Origin of the sequence: Caballeronia sp. INML2 (assembly GCF_023631365.1) — a bacterium.
GTDB classification, from domain to species: domain Bacteria; phylum Pseudomonadota; class Gammaproteobacteria; order Burkholderiales; family Burkholderiaceae; genus Caballeronia; species Caballeronia turbans.
Genome location: NZ_JALQDH010000074.1, coordinates 101677 through 122261 on the forward strand (window position 1 = coordinate 101677; position 20585 = coordinate 122261).

17 protein-coding genes are annotated in these 20585 nt (G+C 64.2%); 14 read left to right on the forward strand and 3 right to left on the reverse strand.

The features are described from left to right. Positions 1-7 precede the first annotated feature (7 nt). The 6 genes from tssF to NCT32_RS25325 are packed head-to-tail and all read left to right on the forward strand — an operon-like array spanning position 8 to position 5555. Complete coding sequence (gene tssF, locus NCT32_RS25300) at positions 8-1855, forward strand: type VI secretion system baseplate subunit TssF (RefSeq protein ID WP_250477793.1); 1848 nt, start codon at positions 8-10, stop codon at positions 1853-1855. Next, positions 1852-2949 carry a type VI secretion system baseplate subunit TssG gene (tssG, locus tag NCT32_RS25305; protein ID WP_250477794.1) on the forward strand — a complete coding sequence of 366 codons (1098 nt, stop codon included), beginning with the start codon at positions 1852-1854 and terminating at the stop codon, positions 2947-2949. The genes tssF and tssG overlap by 4 nt, the downstream gene beginning before the upstream one ends. A 31-nt stretch (positions 2950-2980) precedes the next feature. Next, the gene (tssJ, locus tag NCT32_RS25310; protein ID WP_311394679.1) at positions 2981-3502 is read left to right on the forward strand and encodes a type VI secretion system lipoprotein TssJ; all 522 of its coding nucleotides are present in this window, start codon (positions 2981-2983) and stop codon (positions 3500-3502) included. Next, positions 3499-4215, forward strand: coding sequence for a hypothetical protein (locus NCT32_RS25315; protein WP_143756268.1), 717 nt, complete (start codon positions 3499-3501; stop codon positions 4213-4215). Before tssJ (NCT32_RS25310) ends, NCT32_RS25315 begins: the two co-directional genes overlap by 4 nt. Before the next feature lie 21 nt (positions 4216-4236). Continuing rightward, positions 4237-4992, forward strand: a complete 756-nt coding sequence (tssJ, locus tag NCT32_RS25320) for a type VI secretion system lipoprotein TssJ (protein ID WP_250490617.1) — start codon at positions 4237-4239, stop codon at positions 4990-4992. Between the two features lie 44 nt (positions 4993-5036). Next, positions 5037-5555 (forward strand): OmpA family protein, encoded by a 519-nt coding sequence (locus NCT32_RS25325; protein WP_061116267.1) that lies wholly within the window; start codon positions 5037-5039, stop codon positions 5553-5555. A 217-nt stretch (positions 5556-5772) separates the two neighbouring features. On the opposite strand, the gene NCT32_RS25330 is transcribed toward NCT32_RS25325, so the two are convergent. Next, positions 5773-6822: a glycosyl hydrolase family 28-related protein gene (locus tag NCT32_RS25330; protein WP_061116268.1), complete on the reverse strand. Its 1050-nt coding sequence runs from the start codon at positions 6820-6822 to the stop codon at positions 5773-5775. Between the two features lie 260 nt (positions 6823-7082). On the opposite strand from NCT32_RS25330, the gene murJ reads away from it, so the two are divergent. Beyond that, positions 7083-8453, forward strand: a complete 1371-nt coding sequence (gene murJ / locus NCT32_RS25335) for a murein biosynthesis integral membrane protein MurJ (protein WP_250477797.1) — start codon at positions 7083-7085, stop codon at positions 8451-8453. A gap of 59 nt (positions 8454-8512) precedes the next feature. On the opposite strand, the gene NCT32_RS25340 is transcribed toward murJ, so the two are convergent. Further along, on the reverse strand, positions 8513-11650 hold the full coding sequence (locus NCT32_RS25340) for an acetoacetate--CoA ligase (RefSeq protein ID WP_250477798.1): 3138 nt from the start codon (positions 11648-11650) through the stop codon (positions 8513-8515). Between the two features lie 423 nt (positions 11651-12073). Between NCT32_RS25340 and NCT32_RS25345 the strand changes: the two genes are divergently transcribed. The 6 genes from NCT32_RS25345 to NCT32_RS25370 all read left to right on the forward strand — a co-directional run bounded on the left by NCT32_RS25345 (position 12074) and on the right by NCT32_RS25370 (position 18322). Further along, on the forward strand, positions 12074-12886 hold the full coding sequence (locus NCT32_RS25345) for an alpha/beta hydrolase (RefSeq protein WP_250490618.1): 813 nt from the start codon (positions 12074-12076) through the stop codon (positions 12884-12886). Positions 12887-12984: 98 nt separating this feature from the next. Beyond that, positions 12985-13422: a MarR family winged helix-turn-helix transcriptional regulator gene (locus tag NCT32_RS25350; protein ID WP_061116272.1), complete on the forward strand. Its 438-nt coding sequence runs from the start codon at positions 12985-12987 to the stop codon at positions 13420-13422. A gap of 57 nt (positions 13423-13479) precedes the next feature. Then, a complete protein-coding gene (locus tag NCT32_RS25355) occupies positions 13480-14949 on the forward strand; it encodes an efflux transporter outer membrane subunit (RefSeq protein ID WP_061116273.1) in 1470 nt (489 codons plus the stop codon). A 28-nt stretch (positions 14950-14977) separates the two neighbouring features. Next, positions 14978-16171 carry an HlyD family efflux transporter periplasmic adaptor subunit gene (locus tag NCT32_RS25360; protein WP_061116274.1) on the forward strand — a complete coding sequence of 398 codons (1194 nt, stop codon included), beginning with the start codon at positions 14978-14980 and terminating at the stop codon, positions 16169-16171. Between the two features lie 58 nt (positions 16172-16229). Continuing rightward, on the forward strand, positions 16230-17783 hold the full coding sequence (locus tag NCT32_RS25365) for a DHA2 family efflux MFS transporter permease subunit (RefSeq protein ID WP_061116275.1): 1554 nt from the start codon (positions 16230-16232) through the stop codon (positions 17781-17783). Positions 17784-18127: 344 nt separating this feature from the next. Then, a complete protein-coding gene (locus tag NCT32_RS25370; RefSeq protein WP_035505105.1) occupies positions 18128-18322 on the forward strand; it encodes a hypothetical protein in 195 nt (64 codons plus the stop codon). Positions 18323-18467: 145 nt separating this feature from the next. Here NCT32_RS25370 and NCT32_RS25375 read toward each other — a convergent pair whose 3' ends face one another. Next, positions 18468-19295, reverse strand: a complete 828-nt coding sequence (locus tag NCT32_RS25375; RefSeq protein ID WP_250490619.1) for a MetQ/NlpA family lipoprotein — start codon at positions 19293-19295, stop codon at positions 18468-18470. Between the two features lie 213 nt (positions 19296-19508). Here NCT32_RS25375 and NCT32_RS25380 point away from each other — a divergent pair, with 213 nt between their 5' ends. Then, positions 19509-20495, forward strand: coding sequence for a sulfonate ABC transporter substrate-binding protein (locus tag NCT32_RS25380; RefSeq protein WP_086960749.1), 987 nt, complete (start codon positions 19509-19511; stop codon positions 20493-20495). The last annotated feature ends 90 nt before the right edge of the window (positions 20496-20585 follow it).

A 20585-nucleotide genomic window follows, 5' to 3' on the forward strand; every position in this document is an offset into this window, starting at 1 on the left:
CAACCCAATGAATAAAGACACATCGATCGACGTCCACAACGACGCGGCTCAACCCGACCCGGTCCTGCGCTACTACGAAGCCGAGATGCGCTACCTGCGAGAAGCGGGCCGCGAATTCGCGCGCGCGCATCCGGACCGTGCACGCATGCTCAATCTCGATCGCGTCGGCGACCGCGATCCGTATGTCGAGCGCCTCTATGAAGGGTTTGCATTTCTGACCGGGCGGCTTCAGCAAAAGCTCGACGACGAATTGCCCGAACTCACCGAAGGCCTCGTGAGCCTTTTGTGGCCGCACTACCTGCGGATGATTCCATCGCTTTCGATCGTGGAGTTGAGTCCGCTCGGCGAGAAACATCAACGCACCGAGCACGTGCCGGCGGGCGTCGCGGTGCGCTCCGCGCCGATTCCTGTCGGCAAGGATTCGAGCGACGGCTCGTCCGCGAAGACCGTGCAGTGTCTGTATCGCACGACGCAGCCGGTCGATCTGCATCCGTTGCGGCTGTTGCGCGCAGGACCGTCGGTGCGCCACGATGGCCGCTCGGTGATTCGCCTGGCCTTCGAGCTGGACCATTCGGCCAATCGCAAGGAAACGGATCTCTCGCGCCTGCGCCTGCACCTGAGCGCGGATCTGCCGACGGCGTTTGCCATGCATCTCGCGCTCACGCGTCAGGTGCACGCGATCGAATGGCGCATCCCCGAAGTGCGCGATGGTGAAGCGCTGCCGCTGGCTGGCGTGACGATCGAACCGGCGGGTTTCGCGCCCGGCGAACGCCTGTGGCCCAAGTCCGATGCCGCGTTCTCCGGCTATCAACTGCTGCTCGAATATTTCACGTTCCGCGAGAAGTTCCTGTTCGTCGATCTGTGCGGGCTCGACCTCGACGCGCTTCCCGAGAATTCGACGCACTTCGAACTGGAGATCGTGCTCGACCAGACGTATCCTTCCGATCAGCGCTTCAGCAAGGACAACGTCAGGCTCTTTTGCACGCCGGTCATCAATCTGTTCGAACTGGATGCTGAGCCGGTCGTGATCGATTATCACGAGACCGAGTATCGCGTGGTGCCGGCAGGGCATCAGGGCGAGCACGTCGAAACCTATTCGGTCGATGCGGTCGAAGCGTTCGATCACCTCACCTCCGAGCGATACGAGTACGTGCCGTTCGCAACCTTCCGGCATCGCGGCGGCATGTTGCGGCACGAATCGCCCGAACGGTATTTCCATACACGCGTGCGCCCGGGCATGGATGGACTGCACGAGACGTGGCTGATCCTCGGCGGCAACGCATGGGAAGCCATGGACGACTTGCCCGAGGAAAGCGTGTCATTGAGAGTAACCGGCACGAACGGCATGTTGCCGCGCAAGGGTATGCGCGAAGCGCGCCTCGACGAGCTCGCGGAAAGCACGCCGAACGTGGCAGGCGTGAGGAACCTCATCGCGCCGACGCTGCCGCTGTATCCGCCCACGGGCGACCGCTTCCAGTGGCGCGTGCTCTCGCATCTGGCGCCGAACTTCCTGTCGATGATGAACGCGGAAGTGCTGCGCGGCGCCCTCGCGCTTTACGACTGGACCAATGACGAGCTCAATCGACGGCGTCTGGAGGGCATCCTGCACGTGTCGGAAGAGTTGCTCGAAGAGGTCACGGGCGGGGCGGTGGAGCGCGGCGTGCTGATCGAAGTAACGCTCGACTCGCAAGCGTTCTCGGGCGAAGGCGACGTGATGCTCTTCGGCGAACTGCTGCATCGCTTCTTCGAGCTGTACGCCGAGGTCAATCTGTTCACGAAGCTCGCGATCGTGAGCCTGCCGACGCAGGCGCGCATCGTTTGGCCGCGCAGCAAGACGCATCGGGTGCCGCTATGAAGCCGCGCGTTATTCCCGACGTCGAGCCCCTGGTCGCGGCGCTCCTTGCGCGCGCCCCGCGCATGAACTTCATGCAGTTGTGCAGGCTGCTCGAAGCACGCGCGCCGGATCAGCCGGGCTTCGGCCAGCGTGACACGCCCGAACACGAGCCAGTGCGATTCCGGCCACGCCCACGGATGGGTTTCCCGGCGGGCGAGATCGCAGGCGTCGAGTTCGACGACAGCGACGACGACTACAGCGCCCCCTTGCCGCCGACCGTGCGCACGACCTTCATGGGTCTATACGGCGTGGACGCGGTGATGCCCACGCACTACCTCGACGATATCGTCCAGCGCGAGGAAGGACACGAAGCGGTCGAAGCGTTTCTCGATCAGTTCAATCACCGCATCGTCACGCTGCTGTACCGCGCGTGGAAGAAGTATCGCTATCCCGAGACGTTCCGCCACGGCGGCGCGGATGCGCATTCGCGCAATCTGCTGTGTCTGGCGGGCCTCGGATGGGGTAACAAGCCCGCAAGATCGGGCTTGCCCGATGCGCGCGCGCTGGCGCTGCTCGGGTTGATGATCCAGCGCACGCGTACACCGGAGGGACTGGCGGGCGTGGTGGCGTTGGGCGCGCCGGGCATCGATGTGCGTGTCGATGAATTCTGGCCGGTGGCCAGGCGCGCGGGCAAGGCGCAGCCGTTGACGGCGAAACGCTCGAACGAAAGCGACAAGCGAGGCGGTCTCGGCGGTGCCTACGTCCTCGGCAAGCGTCTGCCTTATCGCAGCCGCGCGGTGCGCGTAACGCTCGCCCCGCAAGACGCGCAGCAGGCGCGGGACTTGTTGCCCGGCGCATGGCTGCATCGCGATGTCATGGCGCTGCTCAAGCTCTATATCGGCACCAAGGCGGACGTTCATCTGCGTATGCAGATGTCGTCGCGCTTCGCGCCGGAACCGGCGGTGGGCAAGCAGCGGACCGAAGTCGCGCCGCGTCTCGGCTGGACGGTCGTGCTGCCCGCGCAGCAAGAGCGCGTCATCACAGTGGAACTGGGCGTGTGCGAGGCGTTTCCGTCGCCGCAGCACAATCCGTATCTGCAACATCGCGCCGCCTGAAAGACCAGCAACCATGTTGAATCGACAAACAATGGCCCTCGCGGCCTCAGTGCTCGTGACGCTCTCACTGTCGGGATGCGGCGCGTGGCAAGCCGCTTCCGACTCGACGGTGGCCGCCTACGACACGGTGTTTCACAACCGCGGCAAGACCGTCGACGTCGATCTGACCGCATGCGCGGACCCGAATCAGGATGACGCGGGCCATGCGAGATCGGTCGCGGTGCGCGTCTATCAATTGAAGGACCGCAAACGTTTCGATGACGCCTCGTACAACGACCTCCTCAACAGCGACAACGCCGTGCTCGCACAAGATGTGCAGGCGAGCATGGCGGCAGTGATCAATCCCGGCGGATCGGCAAGCACGTCACAGCCGATGGAACGGGACACGAAATTCGTCGCGATCGCCGCGTTCTACCAGACCGCCGCCAGGACAGGAACGTGGAAGCTCGTCGTCCCCAAAAAGAAGCTGCCCGACGATGCGCCGCTGAAGCTGACCGTGTCGGGCGGAACGCTCGACATCTCCGATGACCACACGAAAGCCGGCAAGAAATGACCGATGTCTCGTCTTCGGAAGGCAACCTGAATCTGGAGAGGCGGCGCGCGCGGCGAGCGCTTCTTCAAGACGGTTTGCAACATCTTCAAAGCGTCGCTCGTGAACGCAACGGCGAATGTCTCGATACCGCTTACTCTGGACCGCAGAGCTACTACAAATTCCGCTGCGCCGAAGGGCATGAATGGGAGCAGACGGCCGTCAAGACATTTCAGGGCAATTGGTGCAAGACCTGCGTGAGGCTCGAAAGGCAGACGCCGCTCGGCGTGATGCACGCAATCGCCGCGTCGCGGGGGGGACGTTGCCTCTCGGTGGAGACGCAGACGGCCAAAGGCATATTGACCTGGAAATGCCGCCTGGGTCACGTGTGGGAGGCCCGGCCGGAAAGTATCAGACACGGCGCCTGGTGTCCGGAGTGCGCCGCGCTTGAACGCCAGAAGCTCCGCGCGAATCACGTCCGCGACGCGGCGCTGCAATCTCGAGCAAGAGCGGCTGCTGCTGACCCATCACTCCATCCCGCATTGGCAAGATTGCGTGAATACGCATCCAGGCTCGGATGGCGCTGTCTCGCTCAGGCATGGTCCGGCTACTACACGCACTACGAATTCGAATGTGCGAACGGTCATCGACAGATGCGCGCAGGGGCGCAATTCCTGTTCGGCAAGCGTCATCGTCCTCGATGCGCTCAGTGCGAATCCAGTCAAAAAACAACGTAGCGAAAGCAGGATCACGAAACGATGCAAAACAGATTCAACGCTTCAGGCAGTCGAAGTTTCATCACGTGCGCGCGCGGGCGGCTTGTCACGGCGGTCGCCATCGCGACCCTTGGGCTGTCCGCCTGCGGCGCATGGCAGGCCACGAAGGACAGCACCGTCGACGCCGCGCAATGGCTCTTCACGACGCAAGTCAAAACGATGAACGTCGATCTCGACGCGCGCGCCGCATTGAACGAAACCACGAGCGGTCGGCCGCTCTCGACCGTCGTGCGGCTCTACCAGTTGAAGGACTCGAAGACCTTCGCGCAGCTCGAATACGTGCAGTTGCAGAACAACGACCTCGAGTTGCTCAAGACGGATCTCGTCGCGACGAAAGACGTTGTGATCCGTCCCGGCGCGAGCGCAAGCATCAGCGAGCCGATGGACAAGGACGCCGGGTACGTCGGTGTGGTGGCGTTCTTCCGTGCGCCGGGCAGCGACGGCGTATGGAAGCTGCTGATTCCGAAGCGGCAATGGAAAGACACAGATCCGGTGAAGATTCATGTACAAGGAAACCGGCTCGCCTATGAGGGCGCGAAACCCAGGCCTGTGACACGCGATACGCCGCAGCAGTCCGTCCCCGCTGTGGCAGCGTCGGCGGCATCCGGTGTTTCGGAGGCTTCGGCGGCGGCCAAGGCTGCGTCGCCAAGCCTCAAGTCCGCGGCCGATTCGGTCAAGAGCGCGAAAGCGGGCGCGAGCGCCGTGGCCCGCAGCGCCGGCGGACTGCTCTCGAACTGAGCCGTGTCTGAATCTCAACCTTTACCACCACATCAGGAAGCAAGATGAAGCAGTTCCTCTCTCTCACCGCGTGCGCGCTTTCGATATCCCTCTTGGCAGGCTGCGCCACCGGACCGGATCGCGACAAGGAAATCGCCCTCAATCAGCAGGTGGGCATCGAAGTGACGCAAACGACCGAGGGCGTGCAAGTGCGTCTGCCCGACCGCGTGCTGTTCGACTTCGATAAATCGACGCTGCGCAGCGATTCGGGAACCGCCATCCAGCGCGCGGTCGTGCTGCTCGAGCGCAGCAAGAAGTCCGTGATCGTCGAAGGGCACACCGACAATACCGGCACGCACGAGTACAACCGGGCGCTCTCCGAAGAGCGTGCGCAGACCGTCGCGAGCGCACTGGAGGAGCGGGGCATCGCGTCCTCGCGCATCGCCACGAAGGGTTTCGCGTATGACCGGCCGGCGGCGAGCAACGACACCCCGGAGGGGCAGGCGAAGAACCGCCGCACGGAAATCGTGGTGATCGGCGAGTCGCTCGACGCGATCATGGGCAAGGCGGCGACGCGGAATTGACGAAGGCTGCGGTCGGCGCATGCTGAACGTTCATGCCGACGAACACATGCGCCTGAGCGCTGCTCACCAGTCCGATACCGAACACCGTAGCGACAGCGACATAACCGATCTATTTCATGATCCTTCTCCGGGAAACGCGGTGCGGCGTGTTCGCGCATCGGTCGAGAAGGATTCTGGACGTCGGGAATGAGCGCATGAGGGCGGCCGCGCAACGCGCTCATTCAGTGCCGCAGTCGTTGCAGGTGTTATCGATATACCTGGCGGGCTTTCCGCGCTCCGGCGGGCTGACCTGCATATAGCCGCCGTCGAGGATGTTATGCCGCACGACGTTCCCGCTATAGTCCACGCCGCCCTCGCCATTGGACCCGCCGGTGATATTGCCGCCGTTGATCATGCGGTTGCATTCGAGGACGTTGCCGCCGGAGTCCTGCGTGGCGTCGTTGTTCTCGGGACCCATGCGGCAGTTATCGGCCAGATTGTAGGCAACGCGTCCTTTGACCGACCCCACCAGCGCAATGCCGTAAAGCGGGCAGTTGGCGAACGAGTTGAACACCAGCACGGCGCCGGTTCCGCCGCCTTGCCCTTCGGTCTGAAACATCGACTGGCCGAAGAAGTCGCGGAAGCTGTTGCCCGCGAGCGTGAAGTTGTCCACCGCGCCGTTGGTCTGCACAGGAATATCGTAGTGTCCGGGTTTTTCCCAGTCACGGATGCGGGTCGGATTGGCACCCACGAAGTTGCAGCCGACGAGACTGTTCCCCGTCGACGGACCCTCGAAGTTGAACATGTTGCTGTCCTCGCGGACCGTCTTTTTGAGCGTCGCGCCGGGCTCGCACTGGATATGCCGGTGACTGGCCGTGATGACGACCGTGTGATTGAGCAGATACGTTCCGGCGGGCACGAGCACGTCGCCGGCATCGACCGCGGCCTGGAACGCCCTGGTGTCGTCGGTTTTGCCGTCGCCGGTCGCGCCGAACGCCTTCGGGCTGCGCGGGTCGACCAGTTTGGGCGGCGTGAAGGACGTCTCCGGGCAACTCGCCGTCGCCGGGACGGGCGAACGGGTGAGGCTCGCGCGATAGCCGCCGCTGTCGCGCCCGTCTCTGAACTCGCGCCACCAGCGCATGACGTTGCTCAATGTAAGGCGATCGAGGATGCGGCCATCGTCCCAGGCAGCGTAGACCGTCTGAAAATGCCTCGTCACGCCTGGCGTATCGATCACGAGCAAGGAAACGACAATCACTATCACGCCAACCACGATCGATTTCTTCATTTACATCCCATGCACGCTTTGATTTTCACGATGACGAGGCTTCGGTAAGGCGTCTCGCAGCCGCAACTCTCGCACCTATGATCGCGGACTTCTGCCCGGTAGCACACCAGGCGAGGCGCGAAAATGCCCGCGCAAAACTGCATCATCGCGCGCCGGTGGCATGGCGAACAGTCCGACCGTTGCGTTTGATGCACGCTCCCTCGGTGCGCAGGCGGCCAGCCGGTCCTGCGCGGATCGAGATCCAAATTGCCGGAGGAAGTGTGCTGACCGCAACAGTGCAATCGCTAAGAGAGCGTCTGCTTGGCGTTCATCAGGACCACAAGCGCATAGCAAGGAGCGCCTTCGTCCTGCTGATATTCGTGCTCGCCGGGAAGTTCATCGGCGCATCGAAGGAAATGGCGATCGCGTATCGGTACGGGATCAGCGGCACCGTCGACGCCTATCAGCTCGCGCTCACGCTCGTCACCTGGCTCCCCGCGACGATCACGAACCAGTTGAGCGTGCTGCTCGTTCCCGCGCTCGTCGCGCTCAGAAACGACAAGGCCCGGCAGAACCAGCTTCTCGGCGAACTCGAAGGAGCGGGGCTTGCCATCGGCATCGTGTTTTCGCTGCTGCTGTACTTTTTCTGGCCTCACATGGTGGGCTTCTTCTCGGGAAGCCTCGCCGAGTCGACGCGCGAGATGTGCCGTCAAATGGTCGTCGGCATGACGCCGGTCGGCGTGCTGGCCTTCACGATCTGTATCTCGGCGGCGCGGCTCCAGGCATCGGAGAAGCACATCAACACGCTGCTGGAATGCGTGCCGGCCATTGCACTGCTCGTCTTCGTGCTGAGCGCGCGCGACAACACGTCGGTCATGCCGCTCATCGTGGGGACGACGATCGGCATCGTGATTCAGGCGGCGTGGCTGCGGATTCTCGCGAAACGCGCCGATGCCGTGCCCGCGCGTCCGCGTCTGTCGCTGCGCGCGAAGGAATGGCCGGGCATGACACGCTCGATGGGCATGCTGCTGATCGGCTCGGTGGTCGCGAACCTTTGGCTTCCCGTCGATCAGTATTTCATGGCGCATATGGGCGATGGCGCCATCGCGACGCTCGGCTACGCTAACCGCCTGCTCTCGCTGCTCGTGAGCATGGGGGCGATCGCCATCAGCCGGGCAACGTTGCCGATTCTTTCGGAAATCCTGCATCGAGGCGATCATGCGCGGGCGCGCAGCACGGCCATCAAATGGTCGTTCGTGATGCTGGCGGTGGGATCGATCGGCGCCGCGCTCGCCTATCTCCTCGCGCCGTATGCGATCAAGCTGTTCTTCCAGAAGGGCGCATTCACGAGCGAGGACACGATTGCGGTCACGAGCCTCTTTCGCTTCGGGCTTTCGCAGATACCGTTCTCTTTCGGGATGTGCGTGCTGATCCAGTTGTTCGCAAGCGAAGCGCGCTACAAGGCCATCACCGTCATCTCCGTGCTTGGCTTCGCGACCAAGCTGGCCGCCAATGCGGTGCTGATTCGCTTTTACGGTCCGCTGGGCGTGCCGCTCGGTACCGGCGTGGGCGCAGCCAGCGTGCTGGCCTGCTATCTCTTCTGGACCCGCTTCGCGCCGCCTTACGTCGGAACCGGCGAGCAAAGGTCATAACGGCCGCTGGTCGTCAGCCGCTCATGTCTGCGAGCGGCTGACGATCCGGCCACTGCTTCTCACGCGCCCCGCACCATGACGCCGTGACCGCGGCGCTGCACTTCCGACTCGTCCTCGACGCTGTAGTCCCTGTCCAGCACGGCCGCGGCGGCATAGACGCCCGGTTCCTCGATGACGCCCGCGTGATTACCCGGCACTTCCGCGACCGTCAGCCCGCCGCGTGCAATCTTGCGATACAGCGGCAGCGGGTCGCCCCGGTCCTCGTCGCGCAAGGCGGCGCGCACATAGACGATCCGTCCGCCCGCATACGGCTTCGGCCGATAGTTGTTCATCGCGGTGCGACACGTATCGCGCATGCGCCGCAACACCGGCGGCATCGGATCGGCGAGCGGCGCGGCCTGCGCCTGCGCCTGCGGCACGCGGCCGAGCCGCATCGATACCTTGTTCACGGCGGCGCGAAACTTGCCCGCCGCGAAAGTCACGCGCGCTTTCGGCGGCATGCCCGAGAGCGTCTTCCACAGCCGGCTCGCATAATCGCGCCGGAATTCGAGCAACGAGAACCACGGCAGCCAGCGCTCCTGGACGTAGGTGTCGAGCAGGCACACGAACTCCGTCTGCTCGCCCGCGCCGAACAACTGCTGCGCGATTTCGAGCGCGACCAATCCGCCGAAGGAGAAGCCGGCGAGCGCATAAGGCCCGCTCGGCTGTACCTTGCGAATCTCCTCGACGTACGTTTTCGCCATGTCCTCGACGCGGCGTTGCGGCGGCGTTTCACCGTCGAGTCCGAGCGCCTGCAGACCGTACACCGGACGCTGCTTGCGCAGACTCCCGATGAGCTGGGTGCATTCGAGCACCGAGCCCGTCACGCTGTGCACGAAGAAGAGCGGCGCGCCGTCGCCTTCGCGCATCGGCACGAGCACTTCCGATGTCTGTGGCAGCGCGCCGTTATCGATCACGTCGGCGAGTTTCGCGATGGTCGGCGCACGCAGCATGGTCGCAAGCGGAATCGGGCGTCCGATGATCGGCTGCAGTTCCGCGAGCAGCCGCGCCGCCAGCAGCGAATGCCCGCCGAGCTCGAAGAAATTGTCGTCGCGGCCGATCGGTGCGAAGGCGAACAACTGCTCCCATTTCGTCTGCAGCAGCCGTTCCAGTTCTTCGCGCGTGGCGTAGGACTGCGGCGATTCGGCCGGGCGGGGTTGCAAGGCGGGGTGCGCGCGGATTGCATCGAGCGAGGCGGGATTGCGCAGCGCGGCGGCGTTGGTCACGTCGAGTCCGTTGACCGCGTTGCGCACCGCCGCTTCAGTGAGCTTGCCGCTATGCGTGACCGGCAGGTCGTCGACGGCCGCGATCACATCCGGCACGTGCGCCGCGGACGTGCGGCGCACGAGATCGCGGCGAATCCGCGCGATCAGCGGCCCGCTGAGCCGCGCGCCCGGCTTCAGCGTGACGAGCAGCACGAGACGCTCGCCGACGGGATTGCCCGGTCCATCGGCGTTGGCGGCATCGCGCATGCGTTGTTGAACGACGATGCCCTCGCGTATCTCCGGAATATCGTTCAGCACGCCGTAGATCTCGCCCGGTCCGACATTGATGCCGCGCACGACGAGCACGCCATCGCTGCGCCCATGCATACGCGCGGTGCCTTCCGGCGGAAGCTCGATCTGGTCGCCGTGTGTCCATACGCCGGGATTCGCGCTGAAATACGCCTTGTGGAACCGCTCGCCGTCCGGGTCGTTCAGGAACCCGAGCGGGCGCGACGGGAACGGATTCGCGCACACCAGTTCCCCGGTTCCTTGCGTGCGCGCTCCGTCGCGCCACGCCTGAACGTCGAATGCGAGGCTCTTGCACTGCGCTTCGCCCGCGTACACGGGCAGGTTCGGATTGCCGAGCACGAAGCAGCCGAGGATATCGGTGCCGCCTGAAATGGATTGAAGCCGCAGCGGCTTCACGTTGTCGCGCACCCATTCGAACTGGGCGTCGAAGAGGATCGCGCCGGTCGACATCATCGCGCGCAGGGCGCTCAGGTCGAATTCGCGCGATGGCACGAGTCCGGCGTCCTCGCACATCTTCAGGTACGCGGGGCTCGTGCCGAACACGTCGACGCGTTCTTCGGCGACGAGCCGCCACAACGTATCGACCGATGCGATCGGCCCGTCGTAGGTCACGATTTCGACGCCCGATGCGAGGGCCGACAACTGCCAGTTCCACATCATCCACGCGCAACTGGTGTGGAAGAACATGCGATCGCCCGGCTTCAGATCGCAGTGCAGCCGGTGCTCCTTCAGATGCTCGATCAGACTGCCGCCCGTGCCATGCACGATGCACTTGGGCTTGCCGGTCGTGCCCGAGGAGAACATGACGAAGAGCGGATGATTGAAGCCGAAGCGCTTCCATTCGACGCGGCGCGGATCGCCGGCGGCGAGCAGCGCCTCGAGCGATTTGACGGGCGGCGCGGCGCGCACGGCCGACGGATCGCCGTCGAGGCAGACGACGCCCGCAAGCGTTGGCAGCGCGTCGGCGAGGATCGACAGCTTGTGCGCGAGCGGCGTGCCGGTGTCGAAAGACTGTGCGGCGGTATGCGCGAACAGGAAGCGCGGTTCGAGTTGCGTGAAGCGGTCGAGCAGCGTTTCGATGCCCATTTCGGTCGCGGCGGTCGACAGCGTCGCGCCGATCGCGGTCACGGCAAGCGCGGTGACGATCGCATCGGCGTCATTGCGCATCACGCCCGCGACGCGGTCGCCTTCGCGCAAGCCCAGTTGGGTAAGCGCGTCGGCGAGGCGAGCCACGCGCGCGCGCAACTCGCCGCGCGTGAGATGCACGCGGCGTCCGTCGGCATGGCAGGCGGTGAGCGCGGGCGCATCGGCGGGTGCGATGGAAAACCCGAGCAGGTTCTCGGCATAGTTCAGCTTGACGTTTGGAAAAAAGCTTGCGTGCTCGCATAGATCGCCGACGCACACGGGCTCCGCTTCGCCCGACCACTGCAGTCCATGCGTCCATTGCATGAAGCACTTCCAGAAAACGCGAAAGTTCCTGACCGAGAAGTCGTGCAATTCGCTGTAGCGCGTGAAAGGCTGACCCGTGTGTGCCTGCAGCGCCGCGGTGAACGCGGTCATCTGTGACTGTGCGGTGCGAACGGGGTCGTGGTCGAAAATCGGCAGACGTGTTCTCGCCTCGTTGGGCGATTCCGAACGATCCATGAAATGCTCCCTCAGCGGTTATGGCAATACCGGGTCCCTTCGGCTTGCCTTCTGTTTTTTCTTGACTCTTCGAGTTATGCGCGGCGCCTCTGGGCGCTCTGATTCGTCGAGGTCCGATTCCGGGCGGACGCGTGTCATCGACGATGAAGCGTATCGAGCCGAATCGCGCCGTAATGTGCGCAGAGGAACAAAAGACGTGGGCTGGCTGAAGGCGTCTGTCGGAAATCGGTAGGATTGACGCGGCTGTTGTGCAACAGATTGGAGAACGAACTATATGCTTGCAATAACCTTTCGAGCGGTCGATCGGCAGTGCGCTCTGAACGATGTCTTGCGCACGGACGCTTGCATGTTTCACATCGTCTAATGACTGTCTGAAAGAAGAGGTTCGACGGCAACATGTATTTCCCGGCACGAAGAAAATTCATGACCCTGGCACTGGCAGCATGCGTGGGTGGCGTGGTCGCGAGTCGCGCGTTCGAGCGCGATGGCGAGCGGGCGGATGGCATCGCCTATGGCAAGGCGCAACGCGAGCGGCTCGACGTCTATGCACCCGAATCGCGCGCGCGCGCGAACCTTCCCGTGGTCGTGTATTTCTACGGCGGCGGCTGGCAAAGCGGGCATCGTTCGGATTCGCGCGACATTGGGGAGGCGCTCGCCGAGCATGGCATCGTGACGGTAGCGCCGGATTACCGCATTTATCCGGACGTCGTTTTTCCGGGCTTTCTCGATGACGCCGCCGCGGCCGTGCGCTGGGCGCGCGATCACGCGGCCGAATTCGGCGGCGATCCCCGGCGCATCTTCCTGATGGGTCATTCCTCGGGCGCGCACATGGCCGCGATGCTCGCAACCGATCCGCGCTATCTGGCCGCGCAGGGCATGGCGAACACGTCGCTTTCGGGAATGATCGGACTCGCAGGCCCATACGCCGCCATCCCGACGAGCGACCCTCACATGGACGAGATCTTTCCGGCGGCATTGCGCCAGAGCGCGCTGCCCATCGCGTTCCTTTCGGGCGACAAACCGCCGATGCTGCTCGCCGCGGGCACGGCGGATACCGATGTCGATCCGCGCAACAGCGATCGTTTCGCCGACGCGTTGCGCGCGCATCACGACGCCGTCGTCCTGAAAAAATATGCGGGATACGGCCACGATACGATCATCAAGTCATTCTCGGCGAAGCGGCGCAAGGACTCGCCCGTTCTCGCCGATGTCACCGCGTTCATCGACGCACACTGAGCACATGGCGGTCTCCGAGCACAGAAATAGACTTTGACAAAATCTGACTTTGCAGTAAAGTTACGTGCCATGGCGGTTCGCCGCACCGGAGAACAGGCATGGACCATTACACGCCCGAAAACTTCACCCTCACCCAGAGCGTCGGTTTCGCCGTCAACAAGGCGCGCAACCTTCTGGCCGCGGAACTCGACGCCGCCCTGAAAGATCTCGGCATCACCGCGCAGCAAATGGGCATTCTCATGTCCATGCGCGGCGGCGAGACGCAGACGCCGTTCGAACTGTCGAAACTGCTCGGCATCGACACGGGCCTCATGACGCGCATGCTCGACAAGCTCGAAGACAGAGGCCTGCTGCAACGCACGCGCAGTCTGGAAGATCGCCGCGTCGTGAATCTCACGCTGACGCGGGCCGGCGAGAAAATCGCGGAGGAATTGCCGCATATCGCGCCGGTCGTGGTGAACAGGCGTCTCAGGAAGTTCACCAAAAGCGAGTTTCAGGAATTCCGCCGGCTGCTGAACAAGTTTCTCGAAGACTGAGCGCGCGGCGCAAGGCGTCCGCGCATTTTTTCCTCCATTTATCTGACGAGTCAGAAAATGAAAAAGCAACTAAATCGCCGTACGTTCGGTTTGCGGGTCGCGAGAACCGGCGTCACGCTGATGTTCGCCGCTGTGCTCGCGGCGTGCGCGAACTATTCCGGCATCCATAGCGACAAGGCATTGGCGCAGCCGCAAGACTACGCGACGCAGCAGAGCCTGCCCGCCGGCGAGGGCCGCTGGCCGGCGTCCGACTGGGCCGATCAGTTCGGCGATGCGCAACTGCGCGCGCTGCTCGACGAAGCACTCGCCGGCAGTCCGACGCTCGAACAGGCGCGCGCCCGCATCGCGGCGGCGTCGGCGTATAGCGAAACCGCGAAGGCGGGCACGCTGCCGCGCGTCGATGCGTCCTACTCCTACACGCGCCAACGCTATTCCGAGAACGCGCTCGTGCCGCCGCCGTACGCCGGTTCGTGGCAGTCGGAGAACAAGGGGCTCCTGTCCGCTTCCTACGATCTCGATCTGTGGGGCAAGAACCGCGCGGCGCTCAAATCCGCCGTGTCGCAAGAGCAGGCGAGCCGGGCCGATTCGGAGGCGGTGCGGCTCGCGCTCGACACGTCCATCGCGCGCACGTACAACCAGCTCGCGCGGCTCTATGCGTTGCACGACATCGCGCAGAACGAAGTCGACGAGCGCGAAAAGATCATGCGTATCACCGCGGGCCGCATCGCCAACGGGCTCGATACCGAAGTCGAACGCAAGACCGCGGAGGCCGACCTCGCATCGAGCCGTTCGGCGCTGTCCGCGCTCGATGGCCGCATCGTCGTGACGCGCTATCAGATCGCGGCGCTGCTAGGCAAGGGTCCGGACCGTGGCTTGTCGCTCGCGCGTCCGCAGCTCGGCATCGGCGATGAAGTGCGTCTGCCCGGCAATCTGCCCGCCGACCTCGTGAGCCGCCGGCCGGATATCGTCGCGGCGCGCTGGCGTGTCGGCGCAATGACGCACGACATCAAGGAGGCGAAGGCGGAGTTCTATCCCGACATCAATCTGAGCGCATCGCTCGGACTCGACGCCTTCGGTTTCGGCCGGCTGCTGACGGCAGCGAGCCGGACGATGTCGGCGGGCCCGGCGATCCATCTGCCGATCTTCGACGGCGGCGCGCTGCGAGCACAACTCAAGGATCGCTACGCCGAATTCGACTATGCCGTCGCGACCTATGACCAGACGCTCGTCACCGCACTGAGCGAGGTCGCCACGAACCTCTCGCAGATCCGCTCGACGGATGCGCAACTCGTCGATGCAAACGTCGCCCAAGACGCCGCGCACGGCGCGCAACAACTGGCGCTCACGCAATATCGCGCGGGCCTCGCGAATCAGTTGACGGTGCTGAACGCGCAGACCAACGCACTCGCGGCCGACCGCGCGGTCGCGAATCTGAAGATGGACCGGCGCGATCAGCAGATCGCGCTCGCGGCCGCACTGGGCGGCGGCTATACGGATACATCAGCCGATGCGCTCGCCGCGCGCTGATCGACAAACAGGGAACCGGAGCACCGACATGAGCGACATCACCACCACCGAACGCACGGACGCGAATCAATCGCCATCCGACACGACGACTCGCCCCCGCAGCAAGCGCAAGCTGCTGCTCTCGCTGCTCGCGGCGGCCATCGTGATCGGCGGCGCGGGCTGGGGCGGCTATTACTACACGACGGGCCGCTTCTTCGAATCGACCGACGATGCGTATGTCAGCGGCAATCTCGTGCAACTGACGCCTCAACTGAGCGGCACGGTGATTGCCGTGAACGCCGACGACACGCAGATCGTCCATCAGGGCGCGCCCGTCGTCACGCTCGACGCCGCCGACGCGAAAGCCGCGCTCGCCAATGCCGAAGCGAATCTCGCGCAAACGGTACGGCAAGTGAGCAGCCTGTACGTCAACAACGCGTATTACGCGGCGACGGTCGCGCAGCGCCAGTCCGATCTGACGCGCGCGCAGGCGGACCTGAAGCGCCGCATGGCGGTCGCCGACACCGGCGCGGTCTCCGTCGAAGACATCGCTCATGCGCGCGATGCCGTGAGCGCCGCGCAGGCCGCGCTCGACGCCGTGCGTCAGCAATCCGAGGCGAATCACGCGCTGACCGACCGCACGTCGATCGAACGCCATCCGAACGTGCAGGCCGCCGCGGCGAAGGTGCGCGACGCGTGGCTCGACAACGCGCGCAACACGCTGCCCGCGCCGGTGACGGGGTACGTCGCGCGCCGCTCGGTGCAGGTCGGCCAGCGCGTCGCGCCCGGCACGCCGCTCATGGCAATCGTCCCGCTCGACGGCGTCTGGGTCGATGCCAACTTCAAGGAGGTGCAGCTCGCGCATATGCGTATCGGCCAGCCGGTCACGCTGACCGCCGATGCGTACGGCTCGAAGGTGAAGTACCACGGCCATGTCGAAGGTTTTTCGGCGGGCACGGGCGCGGCCTTCGCGGTGCTGCCCGCGCAGAATGCGACCGGCAACTGGATCAAAGTAGTGCAGCGTCTGCCGGTGCGCATCCGGCTCGATCAGCGCGAACTGGACGCGCATCCGCTGCGCATCGGCTTGTCGATGCAGACGGAAGTGGAGACGCGCGATCAGTCCGGCACGCAGCTCGGCGCGGCATCGACGACTTCGTATCGGACCGATGTCTTCAGCCACTACGGCGCCGAGGCGAACGCGGAAATCGAACGGATCATCGCCGGGAACGTGACGGCTCATTGACGCGCATTTTTTCGTCGAAATATCTGACAGGTCAGTCATTAACGAATCAGGTAATGCCATGAACCCGACCACGCAACCCGCGCCGCTGCAAGGCGGCAAGCTCGTCCTCGCGACACTTGCCGTCGCGCTCGCGACCTTCATGAACGTGCTCGACTCGTCGATCGCCAATGTCGCGATTCCGACGATCGCGGGCAATCTCGGCGTCTCGGTCGACGAGGGCACGTGGGTCATCACGCTGTTCGCCGCCGCCAACGCCATTTCGATTCCGCTGACGGGCTGGCTCACGCAGCGCGTCGGCCAGATCAAGTTGTTCGTCTGGGCGATCCTGCTGTTCGTCGTGTCGTCCTGGTTGTGCGGCATGGCGCCGAATCTGCCCGTACTGCTCGCGGCGCGCGTTCTGCAAGGCGCGGTGGCCGGCCCGCTGATTCCGTTGTCGCAGGCCATTCTGCTCGGCTCCTATCCGAAGGAGAAAAGCTCGACCGCGCTCGCACTCTGGGCGATGACCGCGACCGTGGGCCCGATCGCAGGCCCGGCGCTCGGGGGCTGGATCACCGACAGCTATTCGTGGTCGTGGATCTTCTACATCAACATTCCGGTCGGGCTGTTCGCGGCGGGCGTGACATGGGCGATCTATCGCGAGCGCGAAACGCCGGTGAAGCGCGTGCCGATCGACAAGGTCGGGCTGATCTCGCTGATCGCGTGGGTCGCGTCGCTGCAGATCATGCTCGACAAGGGCAAAGACCTCGACTGGTTCAATTCGCCGGTGATCGTTGCGCTGGGCGTTTTCGCGCTCATCAGCTTCGTGTTCTTTCTGATCTGGGAGCTGACGGAGCGAAACCCCGTGGTCGATATCAAGCTGTTCGCGGGGCGCAACTTCCTGGGCGGGACCGTCGCGATTTCCGTCGCGTATGCGGTGTTCTTTTCGAACCTCGTGCTGCTGCCGCAATGGATGCAGGAATATCTCAACTACCGTTCCGTCGATGCCGGCCTCGTCACCGCGCCGCTCGGCATCTTCGCCGTGATCCTCGCGCCGGTGATGGGCAAGCTGATGCCGCGCTCAGACGCCCGGGTGCTCGCCACGCTCGCGTTTCTCGGTTTCGCCGCAGTGTTCTTCATGCGCTCGCACTACACGACCGGCGTGGACACCTTCACGCTCGTCGTCCCGACACTGCTGCAGGGCATTCCGACCGCGCTCTTCTTCGTGCCGCTGACGGCCATCATCCTGTCCGGCCTGCCGCCCGCGAAGATACCGGCGGCGGCGGGCTTGTCGAACTTCGTGCGCGTGTTCGCGGGCGCGGTCGGCACATCGCTCGCGAGCACGGGCTGGAATGACCGGACCATCCTGCATCACTCGCAACTCGTCGAGCAGGCGAGCGTGCATAACCCCTTGTTCGTCGATGCGATCGCTTCGGTGCAGAGCACGCTCGGCGGCAGTCCTTCGCAGGCGCTGGCGTTCTTCGAGCGTTCGTTGACGGCGCAGGCCGCGATGCTCGGCCTCAACGACATCTTCTGGCTGTCCGCGGTGATCTTCATCGCGATCGTGCCGCTCATCTGGCTGACCAAGCCGGCCAAGGGCACGGGGGCGGGCGCGGCAGGCGCTGGCGGGCACTGAGCAGTGGCGCGGGATCAGTGCTCGCCGCGAAAGACTGTTCGGCGAGCAGCCTCGCTTCGATCATCGAGGGGACACGCGCCGATACGGTGGACTGCGAAAGCCCGATGCGTCGAACGCGGCGTGCGCCTGTAAATGTCGCGTGATTTTCTCCGCTATCAACTCTCAATATCCGGGACGACCCGAATTGCCGGGGATGAGACGCCCGTCCTACTATCAAATCCCGCTGCCTCGCGGCCCGAGGTACCCCCGGGTTACACGTCCTGAAGCGCGCGCTGAAATCATGCGCGCCCCGCCTTCAGCCGACGCAAACCTACATTAGTTATTCGAACAATCGGGAGACAGGTATGCTCAGCGCACACGAATTCGCAACGCTCATGCTAGTCAAGGATGCCGCCGACCAGATCGGCGACCGCCACGAACTGGACACGCTTCTCGAACGTCAGCTCATCGCGATGGAGCAGCTCGTGAGCGGCGCACGGCTGCCTCGCATTACCGAAGACGGCGATCTGCTGCTGCGTGCGGTGCGGCGTCTTCATTGAAGTGTCGCGTGGGGCCCGCGTCATAGGCCTGATCGACGCTCCCCCGCGCGAATGCGCTGCGGGCCGGCAAGCAGCCGGCGTCACTCCCTGTCCCACGCCGCCGTGAGCGTCGCTCGTGCGTCGCGGCGGCATCCATGGGAGCGAGTCAACGCTGCGGTGCGCCCTCCCACGCGGGCAGCGTCGCACCGTGATACACGCTCAGAATCGACGAGGCGACATTGGCCTGCTGATAGCTCTCGACCAGGGCCTTGACCCACGGCGCCTGCGCATCCTTCGCATTCACCGCGATGAAGTTGCGATACGGATTGTTCGGCACCTTTTCCTGCGCGATGCGTTCCTGCGGAATCTTGATGCCGGCCTTGATCGCCCAGTCGGTGTTGACGACGGCCGCGTCGAGATCACCGATCGCGCGGCCGACGATGCCCGCATCCAGTTCCTTGATCTGCACGTGCTTCGGGTTGCTCGCGATATCGCGCGCGGTCGGCAGCAGGCCGACATTGTCCCGCAGCTTGATCACGCCGTTGGCCTGCAACAGCAGGAGCGCGCGCCCTTCGTTGCTCGGGTCGTTCGGCACGCCGATGGCCGCGTTCTGCGGCAGCGCATCGACTGATTTCCATTTGCGCGAATACAGGCCGATCGGCTGCACATAGGTGTAGCCCACGGGCACTATGTCGTAATGACGGGCCTGGATCTGCGCATCGAGATAAGGCTTGTGCTGGAACGAGTTGGCGTCGAGGTCGTGCTGCGCGAGCGCTTCGTTCGGCTGCGTGTAGTCGGCGAAGGTCGTGACCTTCAACGTGATGCCGTGCTTTGCGGCATTGGCGGCCACGGCGCGCCACACATCCTCGTCTTCGCCGGACATGATGCCGACGCGCACGGTCTGATTCGCCGCGAGCGACGGTTGCGCGCTCACGACGCCGCACGCGAGCAGGATCGAGAACAGAGTGGCTTTAAATGAATGCTTGATCTTCATGATGCACACGCATGCTGATGGAGGGAAGCGTGATGCTAGAGGCGCCGCGCGTGCACGACAAATAATATCGGGCACTATCGATATGCGTGACGAAGGAGGTTCGCGGCGAGCACTATCGATAGCACGATTTCTCATTTAGCCGCACAGGCGCGCGTTGTTAACATCGTCGGCGTGGGCATCGATAAAGATGCTTTTTTGAACGAGGAACAACGCATGTCCGACCGAAAGAACACGCCCTTCATTCCCGCGCGTCGCCGCACGCTTTTCACGCTCGCCGCGCTCGGTGCGGGGCTGTCGGGCGGACTCGCCGGGCGCATCGCGCAGGCCGCCGATGCGCCGAAGACCTTACGCATCGGCTACCAGAAGTACGGCAACTTCGTGGTGCTCAAGGCGCGCGGCTCGCTCGACAAGCGTCTCGCCGCGCAGGGCGTCAACGTGCAATGGCTCGAATTTCCCGCCGGGCCGCAACTGCTCGAAGGGCTCAACGCGGGCGCGGTGGATATCGGCACGGTGGGTGAAACGCCGCCGATCTTCGCGCAGGCGGCAGGCGTCGACTTCGTCTATATCGGGCACGAGCCGCCCGCGCCGCACGCCGAGGCCATCGTCGTGCCGAAGGATTCGAAACTCCAGTCGGTGGCGGAATTGCGCGGCAAGAAAGTCGCGCTCAACAAGGGATCGAACGTTCATTATCTGCTCGTCGAGGCGCTCAGAAAATCGAACCTGACGTGGTCCGACATCCAGCCGGTCTATCTCGCCCCCGCCGATGCGCGCGCCGCGTTCGTGCAGGGCAGCATCGACGCATGGGCGATCTGGGATCCGTATCTCGCCGCCGCCGAGAAGCAGGCCAGCGCCCGTCAGCTCACCGACGCGAGTGGGCTCGTGCGCAACGTGCAGTACTACCTCGCGACGCGCAAGATCGCCACGGCGCAGCCGCAACTCGTGCATGCGGTGCTCGAAGAACTGGATCAGGTCGATCGCTGGGCGCGTGACAACGTGCCGGCCGTGGCCGCGCAACTGTCTCCGCTCGTCGGGCTCGATACGGAGATCATCGAAACCGCGCTCAGGCGCACGTCATACGGCGTGCAGGCGATCGAGCCGGCCACGCTCGCTTATCAGCAGCAGATCGCCGATACCTTCACCGGGCTCAAGCTGATCCCGAAGAAGCTCGACGTGACCGAGGCGCGCTGGAACGTCGCCTGATCGCGGTTCCGGCGTTAGCACGATCGCGCATATCCTTCACGCGAAACGTTGGTTCGGCTGCGCGCGGTGCGTCGTTAGACTCGTCGGAGC

Coding starts and splice junctions, on each gene's coding strand:
- tssF (WP_250477793.1), top strand. CDS start 8: ATGAATAAAGACACATCGATCGACGTCCACAACGACGCGGCTCAACCC.
- tssG (WP_250477794.1), top strand. CDS start 1,852: ATGAAGCCGCGCGTTATTCCCGACGTCGAGCCCCTGGTCGCGGCGCTC.
- tssJ (WP_311394679.1), top strand. CDS start 2,981: ATGGCCCTCGCGGCCTCAGTGCTCGTGACGCTCTCACTGTCGGGATGC.
- NCT32_RS25315 (WP_143756268.1), top strand. CDS start 3,499: ATGACCGATGTCTCGTCTTCGGAAGGCAACCTGAATCTGGAGAGGCGG.
- tssJ (WP_250490617.1), top strand. CDS start 4,237: ATGCAAAACAGATTCAACGCTTCAGGCAGTCGAAGTTTCATCACGTGC.
- NCT32_RS25325 (WP_061116267.1), top strand. CDS start 5,037: ATGAAGCAGTTCCTCTCTCTCACCGCGTGCGCGCTTTCGATATCCCTC.
- NCT32_RS25330 (WP_061116268.1), bottom strand. CDS start 6,822: ATGAAGAAATCGATCGTGGTTGGCGTGATAGTGATTGTCGTTTCCTTG.
- NCT32_RS25340 (WP_250477798.1), bottom strand. CDS start 11,650: ATGGATCGTTCGGAATCGCCCAACGAGGCGAGAACACGTCTGCCGATT.
- NCT32_RS25345 (WP_250490618.1), top strand. CDS start 12,074: ATGACCCTGGCACTGGCAGCATGCGTGGGTGGCGTGGTCGCGAGTCGC.
- NCT32_RS25350 (WP_061116272.1), top strand. CDS start 12,985: ATGGACCATTACACGCCCGAAAACTTCACCCTCACCCAGAGCGTCGGT.
- NCT32_RS25355 (WP_061116273.1), top strand. CDS start 13,480: ATGAAAAAGCAACTAAATCGCCGTACGTTCGGTTTGCGGGTCGCGAGA.
- NCT32_RS25360 (WP_061116274.1), top strand. CDS start 14,978: ATGAGCGACATCACCACCACCGAACGCACGGACGCGAATCAATCGCCA.
- NCT32_RS25365 (WP_061116275.1), top strand. CDS start 16,230: ATGAACCCGACCACGCAACCCGCGCCGCTGCAAGGCGGCAAGCTCGTC.
- NCT32_RS25370 (WP_035505105.1), top strand. CDS start 18,128: ATGCTCAGCGCACACGAATTCGCAACGCTCATGCTAGTCAAGGATGCC.
- NCT32_RS25375 (WP_250490619.1), bottom strand. CDS start 19,295: ATGAAGATCAAGCATTCATTTAAAGCCACTCTGTTCTCGATCCTGCTC.
- NCT32_RS25380 (WP_086960749.1), top strand. CDS start 19,509: ATGTCCGACCGAAAGAACACGCCCTTCATTCCCGCGCGTCGCCGCACG.